The organism is Larsenimonas rhizosphaerae, assembly GCF_026240105.1.
Taxonomy (GTDB): Bacteria; Pseudomonadota; Gammaproteobacteria; order Pseudomonadales; family Halomonadaceae; genus Larsenimonas; species Larsenimonas rhizosphaerae.
In genome coordinates this window covers 120,439-145,551 of the sequence record NZ_JAPIVE010000003.1, presented here as the reverse complement: position 1 = coordinate 145,551, position 25,113 = coordinate 120,439, and the positions used below count along the sequence as shown (strand labels likewise).

Here is a 25,113-nt window from a genome sequence, read left to right as displayed (position 1 = left end):
CGTCTGGAATCCATGAGCGAATATAGTGCCAGCGCCATTGAGGTGCTTTCCGGCCTGGAGCCGGTTCGAAAGCGTCCCGGGATGTACACCGAGACGTCCCGACCCAATCACCTGGTGCAGGAGGTGGTCGATAACAGTGTGGATGAAGCACTGGCCGGCCATGCTCACAGCATCATCATCCGCCTGCATGAAGACGGCTGTGTAGAAGTCTCTGACGACGGTCGCGGCATGCCGACCGATATCCACCCGGAACATGGCGTCAGCGGCATCGAGCTGATCCTGACGCGCCTTCATGCCGGTGGCAAGTTCTCCGATGCCAGCTACCGCTTTTCCGGTGGCCTCCATGGGGTGGGGGTGTCGGTAGTCAATGCGCTCTCCACCCGGCTTGAAGTCGAAGTCGCCCGAGGCGGTCAGCGCCAGGCCATTGCCTTTGAAAAGGGCGAGAAGGTCGAGGACCTGCACACCATTGGTACCTGTGCCAAACGGGTAACAGGCACGGTGGTGCGGTTCTGGCCGGAGGCTGCGTATTTTGATACGCCCAGGGTCTCGGTCTCTAGGCTCTCGCATCTGCTGCGGGCCAAGGCGGTACTGTGCCCGGGGCTCAAGGTCACGCTGATTGACAGCGCCGGTACCGAGACGGTCTGGCAGTTCGAGGATGGCCTGCGGGATTACCTGAGCCAGGCTACCGACGGATTCGAGGTGGTGCCGAGCTCGCCTTTCATGGGGGCCTTTGAGGATGAGGCCCATGCGGTGGACTGGGCGATTCAGTGGCTGCCCGAAGGCGGCGAGGCGCTGATGGAATCCTACGTCAACCTCATTCCCACGCCACTGGGCGGGACGCATGTCAACGGTTTTCGCAGCGGGCTGGTGGATGCCCTGCGGGAGTTCTGTGATTACCGCGGGCTGTTGCCGAAAAACGTCAAGCTGACCGGCGATGATATCTGGGAGCGTTGCGCCTTTGTGCTGTCGGTCAAGATGCATGACCCGCAGTTTGCAGGGCAGACCAAGGAGCGATTGTCTTCACGAAGTGTGGCCGCCTTTGTCTCTGCCGTGGTCAAGGACGCCTTCTCTCTATGGCTCAATGAGCATACTGCTGAAGCCGAAGCGATTGCCGAGATGGTGATCAGCGCCGCACAGCGCCGTATGCGCTCGTCCAGGAAGGTCGCTCGCAAGAAGGTCACCCAGGGGCCGGCGCTGCCCGGCAAGCTGGCGGACTGCAGCGGGCAGGATCCGGCCCGCAGTGAGCTGTTTCTGGTCGAGGGGGACAGTGCCGGAGGAAGCGCCAAGCAGGCCCGTGATCGTGAAACCCAGGCCATTCTGCCGCTCAAGGGTAAAATCATGAATACCTGGGAGGTCGACTCTCACGATGTGCTCGGCTCTCAGGAAATTCACGATATTGCGGTAGCGCTGGGCATGGACCCGGCCAGCAATGACCTGTCAAAGCTCAGGTATCACCGCATCTGTATTCTGGCAGATGCCGATTCCGACGGATTGCATATTGCCACGCTGTTGTGTGCGTTGTTTGTTCGTCACTTCCCGGTGCTGGTGGATGCGGGCCATGTTCATGTTGCCATGCCGCCGCTTTACCGGATCGATCTGGGCAAGGAAGTGCATTACGCCCTGGATGAAAGTGAAAAGAACGCCATTCTGACGCGCCTGAAGGGCAAGCGGGGTACGCCGAACGTGCAGCGCTTCAAGGGGCTGGGGGAAATGAGCCCGCTTCAGTTGCGTGAGACGACCATGGCAGCAGATACCCGGCGACTGGTACAGCTGACCCGCGAGGAAGGGGACGACACGAATGCCGTACTCGACAGGCTGCTGGCCAAGAAGCGGGCAGGTGATCGTCGCATCTGGCTTGAAAGCTGCGGCAACATGGCCGACATCGAACTCTAGATTCGCTGCCCGTACCCGCAGGTATCAGGCAGCAGGATACACCACGTCGAACACGCCGGTGCCCGTGCTCAGGCCGGCCCCAGGCGTGTTACGCCAACCATGATGTACTGCCGAAGGCTGTCGATCATCACCCTGTCTGTCTGCCGATAGGCCTTGCAGAAACCGACGGGGTGGCAGCGATGGCTCGGCCCGAAGACAAGGCATGATGTAAATGAGCATGGACATTCATGTGCAGGAGGGAGATGTTGAACGTCTTCCTCTCAGCCGTTATACCGAAAAGGCGTATCTGGACTATTCCATGTACGTCATTCTCGATCGCGCCCTGCCCAATATCGGCGATGGCCTGAAGCCGGTGCAGCGGCGCATTGTTTACGCCATGAGTGAACTGGCCCTGCACGCCACGGCAAAGTACAAGAAGTCGGCGCGTACCGTGGGGGACGTGCTGGGCAAGTTCCATCCGCATGGTGACAGTGCCTGTTACGAAGCCATGGTGTTGATGGCGCAGCCCTTCAGTTATCGCTATCCGCTGGTGGATGGACAGGGAAACTGGGGCAGCCCGGACGATCCCAAGTCCTTTGCGGCAATGCGTTACACCGAATCCAGGCTGTCGAAGTTTTCAGAGTTGCTGCTGAGTGAGCTGGGGCAGGGCACCGTGGACTGGGTGCCCAACTTTGATGGCAGCATGAACGAGCCGGAAGTATTGCCCGCACGACTGCCTCATGTGCTGTTGAACGGTGGCTCGGGCATTGCGGTCGGGATGGCCACGGATATTCCGCCGCACAATGTGCGTGAAGTGGTCAAGGCCGTAGTGCATCGCCTGCGCAATCCTCAGTGCGCGCTGGAAACCCTTTGCCGGCACCTGCCGGCGCCCGACTTTCCCACCCGTGCCGAGATCATTACTTCGCGTGATGACCTGCTGAAGCTTTACTCGACCGGCCGCGGGTCGGTACGGATGCGGGCGCGCTATGAACGCGACGACACGGATATCGTGATTACAGCCTTGCCGTATCAGGTCTCCGGTGCTCGGGTGCTGGAGCAGATTGCCTCGCAGATGCAGGCCAAAAAGCTGCCGATGGTGGCGGACCTGCGCGATGAGTCCAATCATGAGGATCCTACCCGTCTGGTGGTGGTGCCTCGCTCGAACCGGGTCGATATCGAGGCCCTGATGGCTCATCTCTTTGCCACCACGGACCTTGAAAAGAGCACGCGGGTCAACATGAACCTGATCGGTCTGGACGGCCGCCCACGGGTCATGCCTCTGACCGAACTGATCGACGAATGGCTGACCTTCCGACGCCAGACCGTGACGCGACGGCTTGAATACCGCCTGAGCAAGGTGATGGATCGGCTACACCTGCTTGAAGGGCTGCTGGTAGCGCACCTAAATATTGATGAAGTGATTCGCATCATCCGCGAGGAGGACAAGCCTCGCCCGGCCCTGATGGCGGCATTTGATCTCTCTGAGCGCCAGGCAGAGGCCATTCTCGAACTGCGCCTGCGCCATCTGGCGAAGCTTGAAGAGGTGAAGCTGCGTGCCGAGCAGGATGAACTCGAGGCCGAGCGTCAGCAGCTTGAAACCCTGCTGGGCGATCCGGAGGCCATGACGGACATGATCGAGCGGGAGCTGAAGGCCGATGCGCGGACGTACGGCGATGAGCGACGTTCACCGCTGGTCGAGCGTCAGGAAGCCAGGGCATTGTCCGAGGTTGAGCTACTGGGGGCAGACCCGATCACGGCGGTCCTGTCTGAAAAGGGCTGGATTCGCGGGGCCCGCGGGCACGATATCGACCCGGCCAGTCTGTCGTTCAAGTCCGGTGACCGGTTTCATCTTGCGGCGCGAGGCAAGACCAATCAGCCGCTGGTGCTTCTGGATGACAGTGGGCGGGCCTATACCCTGGCCGCGCATCAGTTGCCGTCGGCCCGGAGCCAGGGCGAGCCGATCACCGGCCGCATAACACCGCCTTCCGGCGCGCGCATGCTGGGGATGCTGTTGGATGAACCGGCCTCCCAATGGCTGCTGGCCAGTGACGGGGGGTATGGCTTCGTCACCACCCTCGGAGACATGGTCGGGCGCAGCAAGGCCGGCAAGGCGGTTCTGTCACTGCCGAAGGGGTGTGGAGTGCTGCCGCCGGCCAGAATTGATGACCTTGAGACGGCGCGCGTGGCCATTGTGACCAACGAAGGCCGGCTGCTGGTATTCAGCCCCCAGGCCCTGCCGCAGATGGCGCGGGGCAAGGGCAACAAGATGATCGATATCAATGCTGCGCGCGCGGCCAACCGCGAGGAGCTGGTGCGAGATCTGATTATCCTGCCGGCCGGTGCGGCGCTGGTGGTTCATGCCGGCAAGCGTAAAATGACGCTTAAATCGACGGATCTGGATTACTATCAGAGTGTATGCGGGCGGCGCGGCAGCATGTTGCCAAAAGGCTTCCAGAAGGTCGAGCGACTGGGCCTTGAGGAAAGCGAGAGCCGCGCATGACGATATCGAGCCAACAGGAACCTTCAATGACACGTCGGATACTTTTTCGTGCGACCGGCACCGCTCGGCCCGGTCAGCTTGCTGCCCTGGGCGAGGCCCTGTCCCTTGCCGGTACACGGCTTCTGGACATCAATCAGAGCGTGACGTTTGATCGGGTATCGCTTGATGCACTGGTGGCCCTGGATGACGATGCGCAGGATCTGGCCTCGGCGCTGGACCATGTGATCAATCAGGCGGTAGAACGGTCGGGCCTGTCGGTCGAGGCGATCGATGTGAGCGATGATGCCTATGCCCGCTGGAGCGAGGATGCCGGCCAGCCGCGGCTGATCATGACCCTGCTGGCGCCCCGATTACCTGCCCGCCTGCTGGCGGACACCGGCCGGCTGACAGCGCAGTATGGTTTGACCATCGAGTTGATTCATCGGTTATCCGGGCGCGAGGCGCTGGACGGCGATTCCCCGCATGGCGGAGCCTGTGTCGAGGTCTGGCTGCGTGGCGATGTTGATGTCGAAGCCCTGCGGCAGGACGCGCTGGCACTGGGCAACTCCCTGGGCGTGGATATTGCGCTGCAGGAAGACAGCATCTGGCGCCGCCATCGACGGCTGGTGTGCTTCGACATGGATTCCACCCTGATCAAGACCGAGGTCATTGATGAGCTGGCTCGCCGGCATGGTGTCGGTGACGAAGTGGCGGCCATTACCGAACGGGCCATGCGTGGCGAGCTGGATTTTCAGCAAAGCTTCCGTGAGCGGATGAGCAGGCTCAAGGGGCTGGATGAGTCGGTACTGGCCGATATCGCCGATAACCTGCCCCTGATGGAAGGGGTCGAGGAGCTGATGTGTCAGCTCAAGCGGCTGGGCTATCGCACTGCGATCCTGTCCGGCGGCTTTACCTACTTTGCGCGTTACCTGCAACAGCGGCTGGGCTTTGACGAGATTCATGCCAATGAACTGGTGATCGAGAACGGCAAGGTGACAGGCGAGGTGCAGGAGCCGATTCTCGATGCCGATCGCAAGGCCGTTCTGCTGCGCGATATTGCTGCGCGAGAAGGGCTGCACATGGAGCAGACCATCGCCGTGGGCGATGGTGCCAATGATCTCAAGATGCTGGCCGCTGCCGGGCTTGGCATTGCCTTTCGTGCCAAGCCTCTGGTTCGGCAGCAGGCACGCCAGTCGATTTCGACACTGGGACTGGACGCCGTGCTGTACCTGATCGGCTATCGGCAGCAGGATCTGGCACCGCAGGACTGACCTGTCAGGGGGCTCGTCACCCGACAGCCCCCACGTTCCCTTCCATCCTTAAGCTTCCCCTGCGACCGTCGATATCACTCTCATTCAAAAGCACCCCAGGTGCATCACCCAAATGAGTAGTGCGTATGGCCTCCCCAGATCAGAGATCACTGGATATCGTGGCACCGTCCCGGATTGCCGAGACCCTGAGCTTGCTGAGCAATACGGCTTATGATGTCGTGCTCGAGTTGAACGATGAAACCGATCATTTTCCGGTCAAGGTCGTTTTCATTGATCCCGAGCACCGCTTTTTTGCACTGGATATAACCTCGCTGGGCGCTCGCGCAGCGCATGTGGTCGAAAAAAGGATCGGGTTCACGGTGACGGCACGTCGTGCTCATGAGACCGTGTCGATCTATAACGTGGTGGTGCAGCGTGAAGTAAGAAAGGGCAATCACATTGGTGTGATGTGCGATATGCCGGATCAGATCAATATCGTGCGGGAGCGCAGTTTCTTTCGCGCTCAGCTCAGTGCCGGCATGCACGTCAAGATTGAAATGAAGACGCATGAGATAGAGAACGACGTAGAAGAGGAGGAGGCAGACCGGTTGATCGGCATGCTCAAGAACCTGTCGATCGGTGGCTGTCTGGTCGAGATGGCGCTCAAGGACGCCGTCACGCTTGAAGTGGGGCAGCAGCTGCCTCAGGTTCGCGCCATTTTCCCGAACGGGGATTCCTTTGATGCGCCATGCGTCATTCGGCACATGCGCAGTGATACCGAGCACATGACGGCGCTGCTCGGATTGCAGTATACGGTGTGCATTCAGGACTTTGAGCGGAGCCTGTGGCAGTACGTCCGGGAAATCGAGCGTGAATCGGCCCGTCGTAATCTGGACAGCGACGACACCTCTTCCACCCTCTGGCCATCGCCCCTGTTTCAGAGCCGCTCGGGTGAGACGGAGGCGCCTCCCGAGCTTGGCGCGCGAGTCAGCAAGGCAAGCTGCAATACCAGCATGGTACTCAAGCAGGTAACGGACTACCTCAATATTCAGATGGTGGATCTCTCCAATGGCGGGATGCTGGATTACAACCACCTGGGGCAGTGTGCTGACAAGCTGCTTACACTGCTGCTGGAAGACCGCCAGGATACGCTGTACAAGGTCGGTTGCCTGCGTGGCCAGTCGCCGCTGGTCATGCACTCGATTACCGTTGCTGTCCGATTGGGCGATTTGGCCCTTTACAGTGGTATCGAGCATCAGAATGTGCGTGGGATGATCTCGAGCGCGCTGGTACATGATCTGGGCAAGACCATGCTGCCGCGGGAAGTACAGATGGCAAAGGGCAAGCTGACCAGTGCACAGCGTGAAGCGCTCCATCAGCATGTGGGTCTGATCAGACAACGTCTGGGCGATCATGAGGAAGGTGCCGAAGGGGTCTATCGCGATATCGTATGCCGAATCAACGAACGTCTTGATGGCAAGGGATATCCTGCGGGCCTCACGGCCGATGCCCTGTCTGAAGAGGCTCGAATGGCGGCGGTAGTGGATGTTGTCGATGCGATGACCCGGACCCGTGCAGACCGGCCCGCATGGCAGGTCATCGATGTGTATCGCTATATCTTTCAGCAGAACGAGCAGTTTGATAATCAGTGGGTCAACCGTTATATCAAGCGGTTCGGCTTTCATCCGATCGGTAGCTTGGTGCGGTTTTCAAATGGCTATCTGGCCTGGATTCTGCGTCACGATGACCAGGGGCAGCCTTCCCAGGTCAAGGTGGTCTACAACACGCGCCGCAAAATGAAAATGGATGACATCATCAAAAAGCCCGACTTTCCTCAGCTGGGTGAGCTGGAGGGGCAGATCAATCCTTCCGACTACGGTTTGACACCACAATAGGCCATCCTGAACTAGGCTTGTGGGTAAAGCGTGATGCAGGCGATTACGCAACGTACTCATTTGCCGGTCAAGGAGGCACTACATGGCTACTCGGTATCCGGGCGTCATCCCCCCTCATATGTTGAAGCGACTTTCGGAGCATGGCTCCGAAAGTCAGCGCCGTTGGGCATCCAGTACGCTTTCCACCGATCGACACTTCCGGCAGCCCATGGCGGCCCGTGAAATGGCAGCGGCATTACATGCGGAGTACAGCAACAGCCCGCGTGGAACGCCCTCACGTTATATATTCGATGCCGGACATAAAACCGAGCTTCCCGGTGAGCTGGTGTTGAGTGAGGGCGAGCCTGCCACGGCGGATGATACCGCTCATGAGGCGTATACCGACCTGGGAGCGACCTATCGGTTCTTTTACGACGTTTTTGAACGCCACTCGATCGACGGGGAGGGCATGGCCCTGCTGGGGAGTGTGCATTACGGCGAGGCGTACCAGAATGCCTTCTGGGACGGCCGACAGATGGTGTTTGGTGACGGGGATGGTGAAATCTTTCTGCCGTTTACCCGGGCCATTGATGTGGTAGCTCATGAACTGACGCATGGCGTGACCGAATTAACGGCCGGGCTTGTGTACTACAACCAGTCTGGTGCGCTGAATGAGTCGATTTCCGATGTGTTCGGGGTCATGGTCAAGCAGTATCAGGCCGGACAAACCGTTGACGAAGCGGACTGGTTGATCGGTGCGGCACTGTTGGGGCCCGAGGTCCAGGGCAAGGCCCTGCGCTCGATGGCCGCCCCGGGTACGGCTTATGATGATCCTGTGCTGGGCAAGGATCCCCAGCCCGGTCACATGGATCAGTTTGTCGATACCACGGATGACAATGGTGGTGTGCATATCAACTCAGGCATCCCCAACCATGCATTTTACCTGATTGCCACCGAGCTTGGTGGCTATAGCTGGGAGACGGCCGGGGCAATCTGGTATGCGGCGCTTACTGATGAGCGATTGGCCAACGACGCCCAGTTCGTGGACTTTGCCGGCCTGACCATGGCGCATGCGACCCAGCGGTTCGGGAGCAAGGTGGCTGATATCGTTCAAAAGGGCTGGCAGCAGGTAGGGATTGGCCCTTGAGCCGGGAGGAAATCGCATGTCTCGTTTCGATGACCTGAACCATATCGCCCGGTTACGCATTACTCGTGAAGGCGGTATCGTGGCGGCCCCCGGGCTTGCCAGACCGCGTGATATAGAGCTGTCTCGTTGTTCGCCTCCCGAGCAGCAACAGCTCTGCAAGGTACTGGCAGCGGGTGAAGCCGCCGGCGGCGGTCAGGCCTGCGGTGCCGGTGACCAGCGCTACTTCAGGATTTGTCTGTTCACGCTTTCCCGGCAGGAGGCTCAGCCTGATGATGAGTTGCGGGTGCCCGAGTCCCTGGCGCCCGATGCGCTGGTTCAGTTGTGGCGTGACGGACGAATAGATGACCCGTCATAACCGGGTTTTTGAGGCCTCTCCCGGTTCTTCCCGGGCCAGATGCGGTACCAGAAAACCCGGCAGGCGTGCCTTGAGCGCGTCCATCAACTGTTTTGCCCGGGCGTCGTCGACCATGAAGTGGGCGGCGCCTGCCACTGGGTCCAGCACATGTAAGTAGTAAGGCAGAATCCCGGCTGAAAACAGTCGTTCGGACAAGGCTTCCAGCACGTCTTCGTCATCGTTGACCCCCTCAAGCAATACACTCTGGTTCAGCAGCGTAACCCCGGCATCACGCAGGCGGGTACAGGCAGCCTGAACGGCTTCGTCTATTTCATTGGGGTGATTGATGTGCAATACCATCACCTTGTTAAGCCGCGTAGAGCCCAGCCAGTCGAGCAGTTCATCATTGATGCGGTCCGGAATAACAACCGGCAGACGGGTATGCAGCCTGAGACGGGTGATATGGGGAATGGCTTCGATCTGCTGAACCAGATGGCCGAGGTACCGATCCGGTGCCGACAGCGGATCGCCACCGGACAGGATGACCTCCCTGATGCTGTCATTGCCGCGCAGGTACTCAAGTGAGGTATCCCACTGGCGTCGGGACAGGGTGTTGTCGGCATAGGGGAAATGCCGTCGAAAGCAGTATCGGCAATTGATGGCGCACGCGCCGGTGACAATGAACAGAACGCGGCCCTGGTACTTGTGGATGATGCCGGGAGCGGCCATATGCTCTGCTTCCTCAAGCGGGTCGGCAGTGAATCCGGCCACTTGCCTGGTTTCCTCCTGCATTGGCAGGACCTGGCGCAGCAGCGGGTCGCTGGCATCCCCCGGTGTTATGCGTGCCAGATAGGCCTGGGGCACGCGAACATCAAACAGGTGATGACCTGCCTCGGCCCCCGGCAGCAGGGCGGGGTCCAGAGCCAGCGCGTGCAGCAACGCGTTCGGGTCACGAATGGCCTGCTTTAACTGGACTCGCCAGTCTGTCGTGGCAGGGGCCTGCACGAATGGCACGGTTCGGGTTATCATCGGCACACTTTTGGATCAGAATTTCAACGACGGACGTTTTGCGTCCACCATTTCAAGGTTACCGGCAGATGCCGGTCATGAGTGAGATATTATGGCGAACTATTCTACCAACGAATTCAAGGGCGGTTTGAAAGTGATGCTGGATGGCGATCCCTGCAGCATCGTCGACAATGAATTCGTCAAGCCCGGCAAGGGCCAGGCCTTCAACCGCGTCAAGCTGCGCAACCTGATGACAGGGCGTACCTGGGAGCGGACCTTCAAGTCCGGCGAATCGCTGGAAGGGGCTGATGTTCTTGAACTGGACATGGAATACCTCTACAACGATGGCGAAATGTGGCATTTCATGAAGACCGACGGTTCCTTCGAGCAGTATGCTGCCGATCGCAAGGCCGTAGGCGATACTGCAAAATGGCTGAAGGAGCAGGTGGCGTACACGGTCACTCTCTGGGATGACAATCCCATTGCCATTTCTGCCCCGAACTTCATCGAGCTTGAAGTCACCGAAACTGACCCGGGCCTCAAGGGCGATACCGCCAATGGCGGCTCCAAGCCGGCGACGCTGTCAACGGGCGCCGTGGTGCGCGTGCCATTGTTCATCAATGAAGGTGAAGTCCTGAAGATTGATACCCGTAGTGCCGAGTACGTAGGCCGCGCCTGAACCGCGACATACCCTACGCATGACGCCGGGCCATGTGCCCGGCGTTTTCAATGTAATCATGGATTATCCCCGCATGACGATGCCTCCCTTCTGGGCGCCGACAGCCAGCCTGGCCCGGCTTCGCGCCCGTGCCCGCCATCTGGCCACCATCCGTTGTTTTTTTGCCGAACGTGACGTGCTTGAAGTCGAAACGCCCGTACTGGGGCAGGGCGGCAGCACCGACCCGTATCTTGCTTCATTGTCACTGGAAGCCAGTACCCCTGAGGGTCGCCGGCAGTTGTGGCTGCAAACTTCGCCTGAAGGGCACATGAAACGACTGCTTGCCGCCGGCAGCGGGCCCATCTTTCAGCTTGCGCGGGTTTTCCGGGATGGGGAGACCGGTCGCAGGCACAATATTGAATTCACGATGCTTGAGTGGTATCGGCCCGGAATGCGGTTTGACGCGTTGATCGATGAAACCTGCGCCCTGATCAGCCGGGTGCTGGGCAAGCCACTGGCGGTAACAAGGTTGCGTTATCGGGAGGTCTTCAAGGCCCACGTCGGTCTGGATCCGCTGACGGCATCACTCGATGTGCTGCGCCTGCGCACGGAAGAGGCAGCCGGCGTGGCAGCGCATGACTGGTCTCGGGATGTCTGTCTTGATCTTTTGATGAGCTACCAGGTCGAACCGGCGCTGGGGCGTGGCTGCCTGAGTGTGGTGCAGGACTTTCCTGCCTCCCAGGCCGCGCTGGCCCGATGTCACAGGGATGACGATGGGGAAGAGGTAGCGTCGCGATTTGAGGTCTACCATGAAGGAATGGAGCTGGCCAATGGCTATGATGAACTGACGGATGCCGTTCAGCAGCGCCAGCGCTTTAACGCCGATGCCGAGGCTCGCCGTGAGGCCGGGCTGCCCAGGGTGGCCCCGGACGAGCGGTTGCTGTTGGCGTTACAGGCGGGTCTGCCACCTTCCTGTGGCGTCGCACTGGGCGTGGACCGGCTTGTCATGCTGGCGGAACAGGCCGATACCCTTTCAGAGATTATGGCCTTCGACAGCCATGTGTGCTGAATGTAGGTAGGTTTATTAAAATGAGCCCTTGTCGTGGCTCTGAAAGGACAGCTTGTTTCGTAATTCAACCAAAGTTAGTACACTAACGAATACTTAATCAAAACTTGTGCCTTGAAGGCACGCCCTGATGCTGGCACCCAAAGGGCCGTTAGAGCCCTTTTTTCATATCAAGAGCTCCTCAAGGAGCCTGACTGATGCAAGCAGGCCGTTTTCACGCCTGTGTTCCTTGTGGGTTTTCAAGAGATACCAAGACCATGACACGCAAAACCATATCATCGCGCGCCTTTGCGGTGACCCGACGCCAGCTGCTGGGGGCAACCCTTGCTGGTGCAGCGGGTTCCGCCATGATGCTGTCGCCGTTCAAGGCCTTTGCAGCACAGGCCGGTGTACCTTCGCTGGGTGTTTTCATGCGCCTTTCTCAGGCCCTGTGCGAAAAGACAGCGCTGAATCCTGCCGTAGGTCAGCCACTTTTGAAGGCACTTCTGAATGCGCATGACGGCTTTGGCGACAGGCTTCGGTCACTGGCTGATGCCGTACCGGAGGGACAGGCCGTGCCGGTGGACGGGCTCAATGCCGAACAACGTCGCACTGCCAAACGGATCCTGTCGGCCTGGTATACCGGTATTGTGGGTGAAGGCGATCAGGCCCGGGTGGTGACATACCGTCACGCCCTGCAGTTCAAGGCAGTGGATGACATTCTGGTCATTCGTAGTTACTGCCCCAATGAGCCCGGTTTCTGGGCAGTCAAACCTTCCGGCAAGAGAGCGTAATCATGGCAACTCAACACAAGGCAGACGTTGTCATTGTCGGCTCCGGCGTTGCCGGTGGATTGGTGGCACATCAAATGGCGATGGCCGGCAAGTCGGTACTGATTCTCGAGGCCGGCCCGCGCTACCCGCGTGGCGACATCGTCGAGCGGTTCCGCAATCAGACCGACAAGATGGATTTCATGAAGCCATATCCATCGACGCCTTATGCTCCGCATCCCGAACCGTCATCAGGTGACTATCTGATTCAGAAGGGTGAGCATCCCTATGATGCCCAGTACATTCGAGCGGTAGGCGGCACCACCTGGCACTGGGCGGCGTCCTCCTGGCGTTTCCTGCCCAATGATTTCAAGCTGAAAGCCCTGTATGGCGTAGGGCGCGACTGGCCCATTGGGTACGACGAGCTTGAACCCTATTACCAGCGTGCCGAAGAGGAGCTGGGGGTCTGGGGGCCGAGCGATGAAGAGCTGGGCTCACCCCGCAGCAAGCCTTACCCGATGTCGCCCCTGCCGCTGTCTTATAACGAACACACGGTCAAGACTCGTTTGAACGAGAACGGCTTTTATGTCGTGACCGAACCGGTGGCGCGCAATAGTCGTCCGTACGATGAGCGGCCCACCTGCTGTGGCAATAACAACTGCATGCCGATTTGTCCGATCGGTGCGATGTATAACGGCATTTTCCATGTTGAAAAGGCCGAGCGTGCCGGTGCGAAGGTAATCGACAAGGCTGTGGTCTACAGGATCGAAGCCGGTGAGGACCGCAGGATCAAGGCAGTGCATTACAAGACCCCGGATGGTACTTCCGTGCGGGTTGAAGGCAAGTATTTCGTGATTGCAGCCAACGGCATCGAAACACCCAAACTGATGCTGATGTCCGATGTGGGCAACAGCTCCGGTATGGTCGGTCGTAACCTGATGGACCATCCGGGTACGGGCGTCAGCTTCTTTGCCAGTGAAAATCTCTGGCCGGGCCGTGGCCCTCAGGAAATGACATCCATCGTGGGGTGGCGTGATGGTGATTTCCGCTCCGAGTACGCCGGCAAGAAACTGCACCATTCGAACCTGTCACGCACGGATCAGATGACCAGCCGCATTCTCAAGCAGGACGACCGTCTGATTCTGGGCAACGCGCTGGACGCGGATATTCGTGATAAGGCGGCCCGGTATGTTCAGGTCGACAGCTTCCATGAGCTGCTGCCGCATCCTGAAAACTTCATTCGCCCCAGTGCGACGGAAAAGGATGCCCTCGGGCTGCCCAAACCCGAGTTTCACTACGCGATTGACGACTATGTGAAGCGCAGTGCGGTACATACCCGTGAAGCCTATGGCCGCATTGCTCAGCTGATGGGTGGCACCGAGGTGGAATATCACGACAATTTCGCCAATAACCAGCATATCTGCGGCACCGTGCTCATGGGCGATAACCCGTCCAACAGTGTTGTTGATGGCGATTGCCGAACTCACGATCATGACAACATGTTCATCGCCAGTTCGGGCACCATGCCGACCGTGGGTACCGTTAACTGCACGCTGACCATTGCAGCGCTGTCGCTTCGTATTGCCGATACGTTGAAGAGGGAAGTCTGATGCGCACATCACTTGTATTCGCGATAGCCTCAAGCCTTGGTCTTCTGGCCACCCAGTCGGCCCTGGCTGCCGAGTCTGCTGACTCGAACAGCATGAGTCGTGGTGCCTATATTGCGCGTACCGCAGACTGTACCGCCTGTCATACCACTGATGAGAGCAAGCCGTTTGCCGGTGGTCTGGCCATGCCGACGCCGATGGGAGATATCTACTCCACCAACATCACGCCGGACAAGAGCACCGGGATCGGCAACTATTCACTGGAAGACTTTACGCGGGTGCTGCGTGAAGGCGTCGACAAGGGCGGGGATCACTTGTACCCCGCCATGCCTTATACCGCGTACACCAAAATGTCAGACAGTGACATCAAGGCGCTGTACGACTACTTCATGAACGAGGTCAAACCGGTCAATGCGCCGAACCGGGAGAGTGATATTCCCTGGCCGCTCAGCATGCGCTGGCCATTGATGGCCTGGAACTGGATGTTTCTGGACAAGGGGGTCTACCAGGCAGATGAGCAGAAAAGTGATGCCTGGAACCGGGGCGCGTACCTGGTACAGGGCGCTACTCACTGCAGTACCTGCCATACCCCGCGCGGCCTTGCCATGCAGGAAAAGAGCACCGACGAGACCGAGAAGGGCTTTTTGTCCGGCGCTGACCTTGGTGGCTGGCATGCCTTCAACATTACCAATGACAAGGCCGCAGGCCTTGGCAGCTGGAGTGATGAGGACATCGTTCAGTACCTGAAAACCGGCTCGGTGAAGGGCAAGGCTCAGGCGGCAGGCCCGATGGGTGAAGCCGTGGAACACAGTTTCCGTTTCATGAGCGATAGTGATCTGCACGCCATCGCCACGTATCTGCGCTCGGTGCCGGCCGTGGATGATGGCAAGACAATGGAAACCTCACGTTTCACTCAGGGTGAGCCTGTGGCCGTTGACATGGTTGTTCGCGGTCAGGACCCCGAAAAGGCCATGGACAGTTCGCCCGGTGCAGAACTTTTCATGGGTAACTGTGCTACCTGTCACGCGGCTGATGGCAGTGGGTCACCCGATGGTTACTACCCGTCGCTTTATCACAACAGTGTGGTCGGTACGACGCATCTGGATAACCTGACTCGTGTCATCCTTGAAGGAGTGCATCGTGAAAACAATCACGGTGAACTGTTCATGCCTGCCTTCGGGGAATCCCTGACGGACGAACAGGTCGCGACACTGGTCAACTTCCTGACCAGCACCTTCGGTAATCCGGAGGCCACAACGACAGCAGAGGCTGTCGGCAAGCTGCGCTCGAAGGACTGACAGTGAGTGCCCGCCCGCTTCCGGGCGGGCAAGATCTGCACCTGTAAAAACGCCGTTGCGATATGATTCGCAACGGCGTTTTTCATGAGGGCTGAACCGGGGTCAGGAGGTAACGGCGAGTGACTGACCCATGCGCAGCATTTGACCGGTGTCCACATCCGAATGAAACGCCACGCCTTCCGGCAGGCAGATCACCACGGAGGAGCCCAGCTTGAATCGGCCCAGCTCGTCACCGGCCTCCAGGGTAATGGTATCGTCGAACCGGGTTGTCTGAGGTGATTTGGCACCTGGCGTGACCTGTCCGGACCAGACGGTTTCGATACCGGCCACGATCATGGCGCCAATCAGGACCACGGCCATGGGCCCGGCCTCTGTTTCGAAATGGCACACAAGGCGCTCATTGCGCGCAAAAAGGCCGGGTACTTCACGTGCCGTGGCCTGATTTACCGAGAAAATGCGTCCCGGGACGTAGCGGGTTGATACCAGCCGTCCGGCAAACGGCATGTGGACCCGGTGATAGTCCCGGGGTGAGAGATAAATCGTGGCAAACTGCCCCCGGGCGTATGTTGCGGCTTCATTCCGATTGCCGCCCAGCAGCGATTGAACGCTGTAGGTATGCCCCTTGGCCTGGATCAGATCACCATTGTCGATGGCGCCGTACTGGGACAGCAGGCCATCGGCAGGCGAGACCACGCCAGCGCCTATAGGGCGTGCATCGTGTTTCAACGGCCGGGTAAAGAACTCGTTGAAGGTGCGATACGCCTCGGGGTCTTCATGGGCCGCTTCACGCATGTCGACATCAAAGGTCTTGATGAACTGTCTGATCAAGGCATTTTTCAGCCAGGGCGTCGAGCAGTCGGCCAGATGGCCGGCCAGCCGCGAAATCAGGTGATGAGGAAGCGGGTACTGCAGCCAGGCAAAGAGCTGATCGCGATTCACAATGCACATCCGGTCTGAAAAAGAGGGAGGGCATTATGCCATCCCTGTGGATTCAACGTCTGCCTGTCAGGATTCGATCGGCGTATCGTCACGATTGCCCCAGTCGGCCCAGGAGCCCGGGTATGCGCTGATATGTTCATACCCCAGCGCGCGCCCGACCAGCCAGGTAAAGCCGCTGCGGTGGTGGCTCTGACAGTGCGTCACAATGTCCATCTCGGGAGACAGGCCGCGGGCACCCAGCAGCGTGACAAGCTCGGCGTAATCCCGCAGGCGATACTGGCGTGCCGGGTCCATGGCCTCGGTCCACTCGATGTTGATGGCGCCGGGGATGTGGCCCAGGTGGCGGTTCTTGCCCTTGACGCCGTTATATTCATCGGGTGAGCGTGCGTCCCAGATGGCAAAGTCGGTGTCTTCAATGCGCTCCCTGATGGCATCGGCATCCATGGCCAGCGCGGCATTTCTGATCTCCGCCTGATAATCGCTGGCAGTCGGCAGGGTGTCTTTCGTTTCTACCGGGTGATCATCACCTCGCCAGGCGTGGATGCCGCCATTGAGGTAGGAGTACCGGGTGTGTCCCATCAACTCCAGGGTCCACAGCAGCCGTCCGGCCCAGCCGCCCCCTTCATCGTCATAGGCCACCACATGGGTGTCGCGGGTCAGCCCCAGCGATGAAAAAAGTGCCGACAGCGCTTCTTCATCCGGTACGTCATTGGCTACGAGGCCATTGCTGCCGGCCATCAGGCGGGTGTGGTCCAGGAAGACGGCGCCGGGGACATGGCCTTCCCGGTAGCTGTCGGCTCTGGCAGGCACGTCGATGATCAGCAGGCGCTCATCGCCAAGCAGTGGCGCCAGCTGATCAGGTTCAATAATCAGGCCAAGCAGGTTGTCTTCGGTGCTCATGGGCGGTCCTTTCAGGTAAACAATGGCCAGGCAGAAAGTCTCAGGCTAGCGGATAGGCCGGGTTTGAGACAACTCGTCATGGTCAGAAGGGCTGGTATCTATATAATGAGTCTGCTTTATACCCATCGCTGGAGAGTAACAACGTGCTGGAAAAACTATTTACAATAAGAGCGCAGGGCAGTACGCCCAGACAGGAAATACTGGCAGGGGTAGCCACCTTTCTGGCGGCGATGTACATCATCGTCGTCAACCCCTCCATCCTGAGTGACGCAGGCATTCCCTTCAGCAGCGCCCTGACGGCCACTGTCATCATCAGCTTCTTCGGCAGCCTGATGATGGGCCTGTATGCGCGCAACCCGATCCTGGTGGCACCAGGCATGGGCATCAATGCGCTGTTTACCTACACCATGGTGCTTGGTGCAGGGATCCCCTGGGCAACGGCACTGGGATGTGTGTTCTGGGCAGGCGTGCTGTTTGCCGTTCTTGCCCTGTTCAATGTGCGCCAGTACGTGATTGATGCGATCCCGTCGCAGCTGCGCTATGCCATTGCCTGCGGTATCGGCCTTTTCATTACGACCATCGGACTGGTCAATGCAGGGTTTCTGACCACCAGCCCGGCCACGGTCGTTACCATGGCTCCCATGGATGCACCGCTGGTCACCTTTCTGATCGGCATGGCCCTGACTGCGGTTCTGGTCGCCCGGCGAGTTCAGGGTGCGTTGATTCTTGGAATCATCTTCACCACCCTGCTGGCCTGGCCGATCGGCCGCTGGTGGGGTGATGGCAGCGCGTACCTGGGCACACCGACCCTTGTCAATTTCAGTGGTATCTTTGCCTGGCCTGATTTCAGTGGCCTGATGCAGGTGGATATCATGGGGGCGCTGGACGTGGCCTATGCGCCATTCATTTTCGTGATTCTTTTCACCATCTTCTTTGATGCCCTGTCTACCTTCATGGGCGTGTGTCAGGCCGGCAAGCTGCTGGACAAGAATGGCGAGCCTCGCAATATTCGCCAGTCAATGGTCATCGATGCACTGTCTGCCTTGATCTCGGCTCCGCTCGGAACCAGCCCGGCCAACGCCTATGTTGAATCGGCTGCGGGTATCAGCCAGGGCGGACGGACCGGGCTGGTGGCGGTAGTTGCGGCACTGTTGTTCCTGCCGTTTCTGTTCCTCTCACCGCTGCTGTCGCTGGTGCCGGCCATTGCCACCGCGCCGGCCTTGATCATGGTCGGGGTATTCATGCTGGACCCGATCCGGATGATCAACTGGTACGAGATGGACGATGCCATTCCGGCCTTTATCGCGATGATCCTTATTCCGCTGACCTACTCGATTACCCACGGTGTGGTCTTCGGCTTTCTGTCGTTCGTGGTCGTCAAGGTTGGTGTGGGCAAGGCGCGTGAAGTCAAGCCTGCCATGTGGGTACTGTTTGTGCTGTCGATCCTGCTGCTGATGGAAGGCTGATTGATCACGCGGGTACTAACAGGAAACGGCGCCGAAAGGCGCCGTTTTTTCATGCAGGGGCAGGGCGTCTTCAGGCTTCAAGGCTTGCAATGATATGACGGTAGCTTGCAAAGCGGGAGGCACTGATATGCCCCTGCTCCACGGCGTCAAGCAATGCACAGCCAGGCTCGCTGCGGTGGCGGCAGTCCCGGAAGCGGCAGGTGCCGAGAAAGGGTCTGAACTCTATGAACCCGTCGGCTACCTGACGCTCTGTCAGGTGCATCAGGCCAAACTCGCGAATCCCGGGAGAATCGATCAATTCGCCTCCTGCAGGAAATCGATAAAGTCGCGCCGTAGTGGTGGTGTGCGTTCCCTTGCGCTGCTGTTCGGAGAGCGCGCCGACCCGCAGGTCCTCTTCGGGCAGCAGGGCACCGATCAGTGAGGATTTCCCCACTCCCGACTGGCCGACAAAGACCGTGGTGAATTCATGAACCTGGCGGGTGAGCACATCAAGGCCGTGCTCCTCCTTGATGGAGGCGGGCACCACGTCGTAGCCAAGCTGTTCGTATTCGGCCAGCCAGCGTCGCAGTTCCCCGCCATCCTCGGGCAATAGATCGGTCTTGTTCAGCAGCAGTACCGGTGTAATACCTGTGGCCTCGCATGCGACCAGATAACGGTCAATCAGATTGGGATGCGGGGCAGGTTCCACGGCGAACACGATCAGGATGCGGTCCACGTTGGCGGCCACCGGGCGTAGATTGCCTCGGGCATCGGGACGCTCCAGAGTGGAGTCGCGCTCAAGGCGTGCTTCGATGACACCGGTGGCATCATCGCCGGCACGAAAAATAACCCGGTCTCCTGTTACCAGTGAGTCCAGATTGGCGCGCTGGTGGCAGTGAAACAGTCGATGCGCATCGTCGGCAATATCCAGTGTACGGCCGAAGTGGGCAATGACTCGGCCGGTCTGTTCCGGGCCGTACTCGCCTCTGGCTTCCTTCTCGGCACTGTGGGTTTCCTTGCGCTCGGCGCGTTTGGTTTTCTCGGCCTGAATCTTGTCGATGCGCCATTGTTGCTGGCGGCTCAGTTTTCGTCGGCTCATGCGCCCTTCGCTGGTGTAATGGTCAGCCAGATTGTACGCTTTTAATGACGGTAATGACCATGTGTTCACTGTCGAGGCCGTACCATGGTCTCGCTGAAACCCTGCAGGGGAGCGTTTTTGAATGAGCAAGTTGAGCGATGACCGGCTGATCTGGATCGATCTGGAGATGACCGGCCTTGAGCCGGCCAGTGAGCGTATCATCGAGATTGCCACCATTGTCACCGATGGCGATCTGAACCTGATTGCCGAGGGGCCCGTGCTGGCCATCCACCAGCCTGACAGGCTGCTGGACGCCATGGATGAATGGAATACGCGTACGCACGGTGAGAGCGGGCTGGTCAGGCGGGTACAGGAAAGTCGCGTGATGACGGCAGATGCAGAGCGTCAGACCATCGCCTTTCTGGCTGAGCATGTCGGTGAGGGGGTATCCCCGATGTGCGGTAACAGCGTCCATCAGGACAGGCGTTTCCTGCAGTATGAAATGCCGACACTGGAACGCTTTTTCCACTATCGCAACATCGATGTATCCACACTCAAGGAGCTGGCCCGACGCTGGAAGCCCGATATCCTCAAGGGGCTTGTCAAAAAGGGCAGCCATCAGGCACTGGATGATATTCGGGAGTCGATCGAGGAAATGCAGTATTACCGCACCCACTTCCTTGATCTGAAGTAACGCTGTTCAGGGCAATGTCGCCTGTGCAGCTGCCATGGGCGACTTGAAAACAACCGGCATGTCCGTTCGGCGGTGCCGGTTCAGTGCCCAAGCGACATGCTCGCGCACCAGGGCTGAAGGGTAGGCCTGACGTGCCTTGAGGGCGCTGATGACCTGTGGTGAGCAGGGCGCATTGCCAAGGCCCACCGCCAGATTCCTGAGCCAGCGCTCGTAGCCGATCCGGCGAATCGGACTGCCGGCGGTTTTTTCCAGAAATTCTTCCTCTCCCCAGTTGAACAGCTCAACCAGCGAGGCGCGATCCAGTGCATGTCGTGGGGTGAAATCCGTTTCATTGCTGCGACGGGTAAAGCGGGTGAAGGGGCATACTAGCTGGCAGTCATCACAGCCGAATACCCGGTTGCCCATGGCTGCGCGAAAATGCTCTGGAATCGCTCCGTGCAGTTCAATGGTCAGGTAGGAAATGCACTTTCTGGCGTCGACCACCTTGTCATCCACAATAGCGCCGGTCGGGCAGGCCACCCGGCACTGGTTGCAGGAACCGCAGTGTTCCGTGGCAAAGGGCCTGTCGACCGGTAGCGGCAGGTCGGTATACAGCTCGCCAAGGAAAAACAGTGAACCTGCCTTCGGGTTGAGCAGCATGGCATTCTTGCCGAACCAGCCATGACCGGCCTTCATCGCCAGAGCACGCTCCATTACCGGGGCTGAATCCACAAAGGCGCGAAAGCCGAACGGCCCGATTGCCTGCTGCAGTTTGCGTGCCAGCTGATCCAGGCGCTTACGGATCAGCTTGTGATAGTCACGACCCAGCGCGTAGCGCGAGACATACGCCTTGTCGGGCTGCCCCAACAGTCTTGCGGTTTCCACTTCCGGGGGCAGGTAGTCCATTCGCACGCTGATGATGCGCAGTGTTCCCGGGATCAGCTCTGCCGGGCGGGTACGTTTTGTGCCATGCTTTTCCATGTAATCCATGGTGCCGTGATGGCCGGCAGCCAGCCACGATGCCAGGTAGGCTTCATGCTCGCCCAGATCCACATCCGTGATGCCAGCGTCACTGAAGCCGAGCTCCCGCGCCCAGTACTTGATGTCGGTGGCAAGCGCGTCGTAGTCAAGTGACGATGAAGAGGTCGAGCGGGTATCGGGCATGGGGGCACAGGAGGTCGGAACAGAAGCGTATGAAGTGCTAGTGTATCCTGTTCGCCCCCTGGCTTTCGACCACCGGGGGTTTGATGTTCAAAGGAGGCGCGGCGTGTCGTTTGATCGTTCTATTCGTTTATACACTGCCGATCAGGCCCGAGAGCTGGATCGACAGATAACCGACCACGGCCTGACCGGGCTTGAACTGATGCGCCGGGCAGGTATGGCCGCCTGGCGTTTGCTGCGCCAGCGCTGGCCTGATGTAGCTTCGTTGAGCGTGTTGTGTGGCGGCGGCAATAATGCCGGTGATGGCTACGTGGTGGCAGCGCTCGCTCGTCAGGCCGGTCTTCGGGTGCAGGTGGTGGCATTGAAGGCGCCACAGCATCTGACCGGTGAGGCGCAGGGTGCCTGGCACATGGCGCGTGATGCCGGAGTCCACGTGACGCCCTGGCATCCACAGCTCCGGCTTGACGGGGCACTGGTAGTGGATGCATTGCTGGGTATCGGCGTTCAGGGACCGCTTCGGGCACCTTATGATGCTGCCATTGACTGCATCAACCGGTCGAATCTGCCAGTACTTGCACTGGATGTTCCCTCCGGCGTCAATGCCGATACCGGCCAGGTCGAGGAAGCCGCCGTCTGTGCAGATATCACCATGACCTTTATTGGGCGCAAGGTGGGGCTTTATACCGGCTCAGCAGTGGATCATGTCGGGGAGTGCGTCTTTGCCTCGCTTGATGCCTCGATGCGGCAGATCGCGCAGGTACCCTGGCAGGCGACATTGCTGAATCGCGACCGCATTGCACACAGCCTGCCGCGCCGCCGGCCCAGCACCCACAAGGGGCAGTGTGGCCATGCGCTGGTCATTGGAGGCCGGCCAGGGTATGGCGGAGCCACGATCATGGTTGCCGAGGCCTGTGCCCGGCTTGGCGCCGGCCTCGTCAGCCTGGCCACCGATGAAATTCACATTGCACCGGCCCTGACGCGCCGGCCTGAATTGATGGTGCGTGCCACTCGTAACGCGCATGACATCAAGGATCTGCTCGATGCGGCCGATGTTATTGCGATAGGCCCTGGACTCGGCCAGGGGGCCTGGGGGCAGGGGTTGATGGCTGCCGCCGTTCAGCGTCCGGCCATCAAGGTCATCGATGCCGATGGGCTGCACCTGTTACGGCATCTCGGTGCGCCACACAATGACCATCAGGTGCTCACGCCCCATCCTGGGGAAGCTGCTGCGATGCTGTCCTGTTCGGTAGCTGAGGTGCAGGCAGACCGCTGTGCGGCAGTCCGAGAGCTTCAATCCCGCTACGGTGGCGTGGTGCTGCTCAAGGGAGCCGGTACGCTGGTGGCCGGTGAAGACGGTGACGGGGAGGTGAAGGTGTATTTGAACCCCTACGGTAACCCCGGTATGGCGACCGGGGGAATGGGCGATACCCTGACAGGCTTCATTACCGCCATGCTGGCGCAGGGCCTGTCACTGCTGGAGGCGACCCTGACCGGTACGTTGCTGCACGGTTGTGCGGCAGACAGGGCGGCTGCCGATGCGGGGGAGCGTGGCTTGCTGGCGACTGATCTGGCATCCTTTGCGCGACGAATGGCCAACCCGCAGTAATGACATCATGAAAATCACCTTGCAGGACGAAGCCGCCCAGGTTGCCTTTGGCAAACAGCTGGGCGAAGCATTGAAGGGACGTGGCACGCTGTTTCTTGACGGCGAACTGGGGGCGGGCAAGACCACGCTGACCCGGGGGCTGCTTCGCGCTTATGGTTACGAAGGCGCCGTCAAAAGCCCGACCTATACCTTGATGGAACCCTACGAACTGGCCACGGTGCAGCTCTATCATTTTGACCTGTACCGCCTGGGGGATCCGGAAGAACTCGAGTTTGTGGGTGCGCGTGATGTACTGGGCCGCGACGATGCCATTGTGGTGGTGGAATGGCCGGTACGCGGCGAAGGCTGGCTTTCCGAGCCTGATCTTCTGCTGCAGCTGGAGGTGTTGCCGGAAGGGCGGCATGTTGTAATTGATGCGCGTACAACGTACGGGGCAATGGTGATCAAGGCCCTGTCGGCAGGAACATGACTACCGTGTTTCTGCGTCATGTGATTTAAGGAAGGTTTATGCCCTTGCGTGTCCTGGTACATTACATCCTGCTGTTTATCGTGATGGCGGGCGTAGCCGTGTCCTTTTCGGCGCGTGGCGCCTCGCTTGAAGGGCTTGATGTTTCATCGTCGGAAGGTGCAACGCGCCTGGTGTTTTCACTGGACAGTGAAACGACCAGCAAGGTGTTTACCCTTGATAATCCGGCCCGGTTGGTAGTGGATCTGGATGAAACGCAACGGTCCGGTCCGCTGACGACCGGTAATGCTGACAGTGCGCTGGTGAAGTCGGTGCGCTCCGGTGTTCGCCAGGGGCGCAATCTGCGAATCGTGCTGGATCTGACGGCGCCGGTATCCTTCACGCAGCAATGGCGCGCCGGCTCGGGCGGGCGGGATCTGGTGATTGATTTGCGTGGCTCGGGCAGCGGCGCCGCGCCGTCTACCGGTGGCGACCCCATTGAGGCGATTATCCGCCAGCGTGAAAACGCAGCCACGGAAGCGCTGGCCCGGCGCAAGGTGCAGGAGGATGCTCAGGAAGACGCCGCCGAGCAGGCTGCTGTTCCGGCACGCCAGCCTGCGACGTCACACCCACGTCGTGACATTGTCGTGGTGGTGGACCCGGGGCATGGTGGCAAGGATCCGGGCGCGGTTGGCCCGCACCGCGTATATGAAAAGAATGTGGTTCTGCAGATGGCCCGCCGCCTGGCCGCCCGCTTCAATGCGACGCCTGGTTTCAAGGCCTACCTGACACGCAACAGTGATGTGTTCATCCCCCTGCGTGGCCGGACGGATATTGCGCGTAATCACCATGCCGACTTCTTTGTCTCTATTCATGCGGACGCCGCGCGTTCCAGTTCGCCTCGCGGCAGCTCCGTATTTGCGCTGTCCCAGCACGGCGCGACCTCGGAATCGGCTCGCTGGCTGGCCAAAAGCGAAAACGACTCCGATCTGATTGGTGGTGTGGGCGGTGATCTTAGCCTGGGTGACAAGGACCGAATGCTTCGGGGAGTATTGCTGGACCTGAGCATGACGGCCACCATCAATGATTCGCTGGGGGCGGGCAGCGATGTGCTGCGCCAGATCAAACGCGTCAACAAGATCAGGCACGGCCGTGTCGAGCAGGCAGGCTTTGTGGTGTTGAAGTCTCCGGACATTCCGTCACTGCTGATTGAAACCGGATTCATTACCAACCAGACCGAAGAGCGGCTGCTGCAAAGTCCGTCTCATCAGACGCAGTTGATGAATGCCGTCTACAGCGGCATCAAAGCCCATTTCGAGCGCCAGCCGCCCCCTGATAGCCTGATAGCCTGGCAGCGTGACCAGAGCCGTGGCGGGGCACGTGATGAATACCGTGTCCGCTCCGGTGACACCCTGTCCTCGATCGCCTCGCGTTACAATGTCTCTCTGGTTGCCCTGCGCCAGGCCAACCAGCTGTCGTCCAGCGTATTGCGGGTCGGACAGGTACTGAATATTCCCTGAGGTC

At 59.5% G+C, this 25,113-nt stretch carries 21 protein-coding genes; 16 read left to right on the top strand and 5 right to left on the bottom strand.

Translation table 11 applies throughout. The features are described from left to right. Positions 1 to 12: 12 nt before the first annotated feature. The 6 genes from parE (at position 13) to OQ287_RS10695 (ending at position 8,977) form a co-directional block, all read left to right on the top strand. On the top strand, positions 13 to 1,893 hold the full coding sequence (gene parE, locus OQ287_RS10720) for a DNA topoisomerase IV subunit B (protein WP_265896404.1): 1,881 nt from the start codon (positions 13 to 15) through the stop codon (positions 1,891 to 1,893). 211 nt (positions 1,894 to 2,104) lie between these two features. Further along, positions 2,105 to 4,372: a DNA topoisomerase IV subunit A gene (parC, locus tag OQ287_RS10715; protein ID WP_265896403.1), complete on the top strand. Its 2,268-nt coding sequence runs from the start codon at positions 2,105 to 2,107 to the stop codon at positions 4,370 to 4,372. Between the two features lie 26 nt (positions 4,373 to 4,398). Continuing rightward, positions 4,399 to 5,622 (top strand): phosphoserine phosphatase SerB, encoded by a 1,224-nt coding sequence (gene serB / locus OQ287_RS10710; protein ID WP_250939576.1) that lies wholly within the window; start codon positions 4,399 to 4,401, stop codon positions 5,620 to 5,622. A gap of 125 nt (positions 5,623 to 5,747) precedes the next feature. Continuing rightward, a complete protein-coding gene (locus OQ287_RS10705) occupies positions 5,748 to 7,496 on the top strand; it encodes an HD domain-containing phosphohydrolase (protein WP_250939574.1) in 1,749 nt (582 codons plus the stop codon). An 82-nt stretch (positions 7,497 to 7,578) separates the two neighbouring features. Next, a complete protein-coding gene (locus tag OQ287_RS10700) occupies positions 7,579 to 8,622 on the top strand; it encodes a M4 family metallopeptidase (RefSeq protein ID WP_250939573.1) in 1,044 nt (347 codons plus the stop codon). Between the two features lie 16 nt (positions 8,623 to 8,638). After that, entirely contained in the window at positions 8,639 to 8,977 is a 339-nt protein-coding gene (locus OQ287_RS10695; protein WP_265896402.1) for a protealysin inhibitor emfourin, read from the top strand. Here OQ287_RS10695 and epmB read toward each other — a convergent pair. Continuing rightward, the gene (epmB, locus tag OQ287_RS10690; protein WP_265896401.1) at positions 8,972 to 9,985 is read right to left on the bottom strand and encodes an EF-P beta-lysylation protein EpmB; all 1,014 of its coding nucleotides are present in this window, start codon (positions 9,983 to 9,985) and stop codon (positions 8,972 to 8,974) included. The two genes, OQ287_RS10695 and epmB, sit on opposite strands and share 6 nt — an antisense overlap. A 91-nt stretch (positions 9,986 to 10,076) precedes the next feature. On the opposite strand from epmB, the gene efp reads away from it, so the two are divergent. From efp to OQ287_RS10665, 5 genes are all read left to right on the top strand, one after another. Next, a complete protein-coding gene (gene efp, locus OQ287_RS10685; protein WP_250939567.1) occupies positions 10,077 to 10,643 on the top strand; it encodes an elongation factor P in 567 nt (188 codons plus the stop codon). A 79-nt stretch (positions 10,644 to 10,722) separates the two neighbouring features. Continuing rightward, positions 10,723 to 11,691 (top strand): EF-P lysine aminoacylase EpmA, encoded by a 969-nt coding sequence (gene epmA, locus OQ287_RS10680; RefSeq protein WP_265896665.1) that lies wholly within the window; start codon positions 10,723 to 10,725, stop codon positions 11,689 to 11,691. 254 nt (positions 11,692 to 11,945) lie between these two features. After that, the gene (locus tag OQ287_RS10675; protein ID WP_250939565.1) at positions 11,946 to 12,461 is read left to right on the top strand and encodes a sorbitol dehydrogenase family protein; all 516 of its coding nucleotides are present in this window, start codon (positions 11,946 to 11,948) and stop codon (positions 12,459 to 12,461) included. Positions 12,462 to 12,463: 2 nt separating this feature from the next. After that, the gene (locus tag OQ287_RS10670; RefSeq protein ID WP_250939563.1) at positions 12,464 to 14,047 is read left to right on the top strand and encodes a GMC family oxidoreductase; all 1,584 of its coding nucleotides are present in this window, start codon (positions 12,464 to 12,466) and stop codon (positions 14,045 to 14,047) included. Then, entirely contained in the window at positions 14,047 to 15,342 is a 1,296-nt protein-coding gene (locus tag OQ287_RS10665; RefSeq protein ID WP_265896400.1) for a cytochrome c, read from the top strand. The genes OQ287_RS10670 and OQ287_RS10665 overlap by 1 nt, the downstream gene beginning before the upstream one ends. A 102-nt stretch (positions 15,343 to 15,444) precedes the next feature. On the opposite strand, the gene asd is transcribed toward OQ287_RS10665, so the two are convergent. Together asd and OQ287_RS10655 are read right to left on the bottom strand one after the other, a co-directional pair. Beyond that, positions 15,445 to 16,290, bottom strand: coding sequence for an archaetidylserine decarboxylase (asd, locus tag OQ287_RS10660; RefSeq protein WP_407658253.1), 846 nt, complete (start codon positions 16,288 to 16,290; stop codon positions 15,445 to 15,447). Between the two features lie 57 nt (positions 16,291 to 16,347). After that, positions 16,348 to 17,181, bottom strand: coding sequence for a sulfurtransferase (locus OQ287_RS10655; RefSeq protein WP_265896399.1), 834 nt, complete (start codon positions 17,179 to 17,181; stop codon positions 16,348 to 16,350). Between the two features lie 143 nt (positions 17,182 to 17,324). Between OQ287_RS10655 and OQ287_RS10650 the strand changes: the two genes are divergently transcribed. After that, positions 17,325 to 18,647, top strand: a complete 1,323-nt coding sequence (locus tag OQ287_RS10650) for an NCS2 family permease (RefSeq protein WP_250939555.1) — start codon at positions 17,325 to 17,327, stop codon at positions 18,645 to 18,647. A 70-nt stretch (positions 18,648 to 18,717) separates the two neighbouring features. Here the strand turns inward: OQ287_RS10650 and rsgA are convergent, their stop codons facing one another. Next, entirely contained in the window at positions 18,718 to 19,725 is a 1,008-nt protein-coding gene (gene rsgA, locus OQ287_RS10645; protein WP_265896398.1) for a small ribosomal subunit biogenesis GTPase RsgA, read from the bottom strand. Between the two features lie 121 nt (positions 19,726 to 19,846). Here rsgA and orn point away from each other — a divergent pair, with 121 nt between their 5' ends. Then, on the top strand, positions 19,847 to 20,398 hold the full coding sequence (gene orn, locus OQ287_RS10640; protein WP_265896397.1) for an oligoribonuclease: 552 nt from the start codon (positions 19,847 to 19,849) through the stop codon (positions 20,396 to 20,398). Between the two features lie 6 nt (positions 20,399 to 20,404). Here the strand turns inward: orn and queG are convergent, their stop codons facing one another. Next, complete coding sequence (gene queG / locus OQ287_RS10635) at positions 20,405 to 21,541, bottom strand: tRNA epoxyqueuosine(34) reductase QueG (RefSeq protein WP_265896396.1); 1,137 nt, start codon at positions 21,539 to 21,541, stop codon at positions 20,405 to 20,407. 103 nt (positions 21,542 to 21,644) lie between these two features. On the opposite strand from queG, the gene OQ287_RS10630 reads away from it, so the two are divergent. From OQ287_RS10630 to OQ287_RS10620, 3 genes are read left to right on the top strand one after another with little or no spacing between them, the layout of a single operon-like run. Next, a complete protein-coding gene (locus OQ287_RS10630) occupies positions 21,645 to 23,144 on the top strand; it encodes an NAD(P)H-hydrate dehydratase (RefSeq protein WP_265896395.1) in 1,500 nt (499 codons plus the stop codon). Between the two features lie 7 nt (positions 23,145 to 23,151). Further along, the gene (gene tsaE, locus OQ287_RS10625; protein ID WP_250939545.1) at positions 23,152 to 23,613 is read left to right on the top strand and encodes a tRNA (adenosine(37)-N6)-threonylcarbamoyltransferase complex ATPase subunit type 1 TsaE; all 462 of its coding nucleotides are present in this window, start codon (positions 23,152 to 23,154) and stop codon (positions 23,611 to 23,613) included. A gap of 38 nt (positions 23,614 to 23,651) precedes the next feature. Next, entirely contained in the window at positions 23,652 to 25,109 is a 1,458-nt protein-coding gene (locus OQ287_RS10620; RefSeq protein ID WP_250939543.1) for an N-acetylmuramoyl-L-alanine amidase, read from the top strand. Positions 25,110 to 25,113: the final 4 nt, after the last annotated feature.

Bases quoted from the DNA above. Each gene is read 5' to 3' on its own strand.
- parE (WP_265896404.1), top strand. From the start codon at position 13: ATGAGCGAATATAGTGCCAGCGCCATTGAGGTGCTTTCCGGCCTGGAG.
- parC (WP_265896403.1), top strand. From the start codon at position 2,105: ATGAGCATGGACATTCATGTGCAGGAGGGAGATGTTGAACGTCTTCCT.
- serB (WP_250939576.1), top strand. From the start codon at position 4,399: ATGACACGTCGGATACTTTTTCGTGCGACCGGCACCGCTCGGCCCGGT.
- OQ287_RS10705 (WP_250939574.1), top strand. From the start codon at position 5,748: ATGGCCTCCCCAGATCAGAGATCACTGGATATCGTGGCACCGTCCCGG.
- OQ287_RS10700 (WP_250939573.1), top strand. From the start codon at position 7,579: ATGGCTACTCGGTATCCGGGCGTCATCCCCCCTCATATGTTGAAGCGA.
- OQ287_RS10695 (WP_265896402.1), top strand. From the start codon at position 8,639: ATGTCTCGTTTCGATGACCTGAACCATATCGCCCGGTTACGCATTACT.
- epmB (WP_265896401.1), bottom strand. From the start codon at position 9,985: ATGATAACCCGAACCGTGCCATTCGTGCAGGCCCCTGCCACGACAGAC.
- efp (WP_250939567.1), top strand. From the start codon at position 10,077: ATGGCGAACTATTCTACCAACGAATTCAAGGGCGGTTTGAAAGTGATG.
- epmA (WP_265896665.1), top strand. From the start codon at position 10,723: ATGCCTCCCTTCTGGGCGCCGACAGCCAGCCTGGCCCGGCTTCGCGCC.
- OQ287_RS10675 (WP_250939565.1), top strand. From the start codon at position 11,946: ATGACACGCAAAACCATATCATCGCGCGCCTTTGCGGTGACCCGACGC.
- OQ287_RS10670 (WP_250939563.1), top strand. From the start codon at position 12,464: ATGGCAACTCAACACAAGGCAGACGTTGTCATTGTCGGCTCCGGCGTT.
- OQ287_RS10665 (WP_265896400.1), top strand. From the start codon at position 14,047: ATGCGCACATCACTTGTATTCGCGATAGCCTCAAGCCTTGGTCTTCTG.
- asd (WP_407658253.1), bottom strand. From the start codon at position 16,290: ATGTGCATTGTGAATCGCGATCAGCTCTTTGCCTGGCTGCAGTACCCG.
- OQ287_RS10655 (WP_265896399.1), bottom strand. From the start codon at position 17,181: ATGAGCACCGAAGACAACCTGCTTGGCCTGATTATTGAACCTGATCAG.
- rsgA (WP_265896398.1), bottom strand. From the start codon at position 19,725: ATGAGCCGACGAAAACTGAGCCGCCAGCAACAATGGCGCATCGACAAG.
- orn (WP_265896397.1), top strand. From the start codon at position 19,847: ATGAGCAAGTTGAGCGATGACCGGCTGATCTGGATCGATCTGGAGATG.
- queG (WP_265896396.1), bottom strand. From the start codon at position 21,541: ATGCCCGATACCCGCTCGACCTCTTCATCGTCACTTGACTACGACGCG.
- tsaE (WP_250939545.1), top strand. From the start codon at position 23,152: ATGAAAATCACCTTGCAGGACGAAGCCGCCCAGGTTGCCTTTGGCAAA.
- OQ287_RS10620 (WP_250939543.1), top strand. From the start codon at position 23,652: ATGCCCTTGCGTGTCCTGGTACATTACATCCTGCTGTTTATCGTGATG.